The 1,495-nt window shown below is 70.7% G+C and carries 2 protein-coding genes; one reads left to right on the top strand and one right to left on the bottom strand.

Features of this window, described 5'->3' with window-relative positions; translation table 11 throughout:
• Positions 1–508: MBL fold metallo-hydrolase (locus ACIQOV_RS41055; protein WP_401056198.1), on the bottom strand; the 508-nt coding region annotated here is incomplete at its 3' end.
• 250 nt (positions 509–758) lie between these two features.
• On the opposite strand from ACIQOV_RS41055, the gene ACIQOV_RS41060 reads away from it, so the two are divergent.
• A partial coding sequence (locus ACIQOV_RS41060) for a peptidylprolyl isomerase (RefSeq protein WP_401056201.1) occupies positions 759–1,495 on the top strand: 737 nt, incomplete at its 3' end.

A 1,495-nucleotide genomic window follows, 5' to 3' on the forward strand; every position in this document is an offset into this window, starting at 1 on the left:
GGGCCGATTGTTGCCGAACGCTTACCCGCTCGCAGCGATCTTGTGCGAACACAGCGTGCATGCTGAAGGCTTTACAGCTCTGCCGAGGGTCGGTATGGCCCGGGGCGTGGTCCACGGTGAGCTTCAGGCCGGCCAGCTCCAGCACGCTGCCGTCGGTGAGCTCGCGCATGTCGTCGGGCTCGCCGACGGTGAGCTCGCCCATCAGCTGGGTGCCCAGGGAGCGGCCGAGCGCCTTCTCCGGGTCGGACATCATGTACCGGTCCTCGGGGTGGATCCAGGCCGGGACGCCGCGGGCGCCGCAGACCGGGACCACCGAGGCCACGTGGTCGATGTGGCCGTGGGTGAGCAGCACGGCGACGGGCTTCAGCCGGTGCTCGCGGACCATGTCCTCGACGCCGCGGGCCGCCTGGTGGCCGGGATCGACGATGACGCACTCCTCGCCCGCCGCCGGAGCGACCAGGTAGCAGTTGGTGCCCCAGGCTCCAGCGGGGAATCCGGCGATGAACACGCGCGTCCTTCGGGTGTGCGGCGGTCGGCTGCGGCTGCTACCAGTGGTGATCGCTGCCAGTGGTGATGTAGGTGCAGCCTACCGGCGCCGCGGGTCCGGTTGCGAACCAGATAGCGGTGACGGAGCGCCGCGGCCCGGCAGGTTCACCGGGTTCTTACAGGCCCGGTCCCTACACTTGGCCGCCGAGGGATGCGATGATCCGCTCCGGAATCCATCCACTTTTCCCGCACATCCGTAGGAGACACGGCCGGTGGTCAGCAGCGAACAACGGCGGCGGCAGCTCGCCCGAGACAAGTACGAGCGCCAGTTGGAGCGCCGGGTCGCGGCCGCGGCCGCACGCAGGCGGCGCAACACGATCCTGGGCGCCTCGCTCGCCGTCGTGGTGCTGGCCGGCGGTGGCACCCTGATCGCCACCGGCGCGTTCAGCTCGGACGACAAGGGCGACAAGAAGGCCTCGGCGAACAGCGCCCAGGCGGCGCCGACCAGCACCGACGAGCCGACCACCCCGACCCGCAAGCCGGTCGAGGGCTGCGCCGCTCCGGCGCCGGGCGCGCCCAACGGCAAGCAGTGGCAGGCCGAGCCGCCCATGACGATCGACCCGAGCGGCTCGTACGCCATGACGCTGGACAGCAACTGCGGCAAGGTGACGATCGCGCTGGAGGCCGCGAAGGCCCCGCACACCGTGAACTCCTTCGCCTTCCTGGCCGGCGAGCAGTACTTCGACCACACCAAGTGCCACCGGCTCACCACCGACGGCATCTTCGTGCTCCAGTGCGGCGACCCGACCGCCAGCGCGACCGTCCCGGGCGGCACCGGCGGCCCCGGCTACAAGTTCGCGGACGAGAACCTGACCGGCGCGACCTACCCGGCCGGCACCGTGGCGATGGCCAACTCCGGCCCGGGCACCAACGGCAGCCAGTTCTTCCTGGTCTACAAGGACACCAAGCTGCCGCCGAACTACACCCCCTTCGGCAAGATCACCGGGGG

This window comes from Kitasatospora sp. NPDC091257 (assembly GCF_044757675.1).
In the GTDB taxonomy this organism is placed as follows: Bacteria; Actinomycetota; Actinomycetes; order Streptomycetales; family Streptomycetaceae; genus Kitasatospora; species Kitasatospora lactacystinica.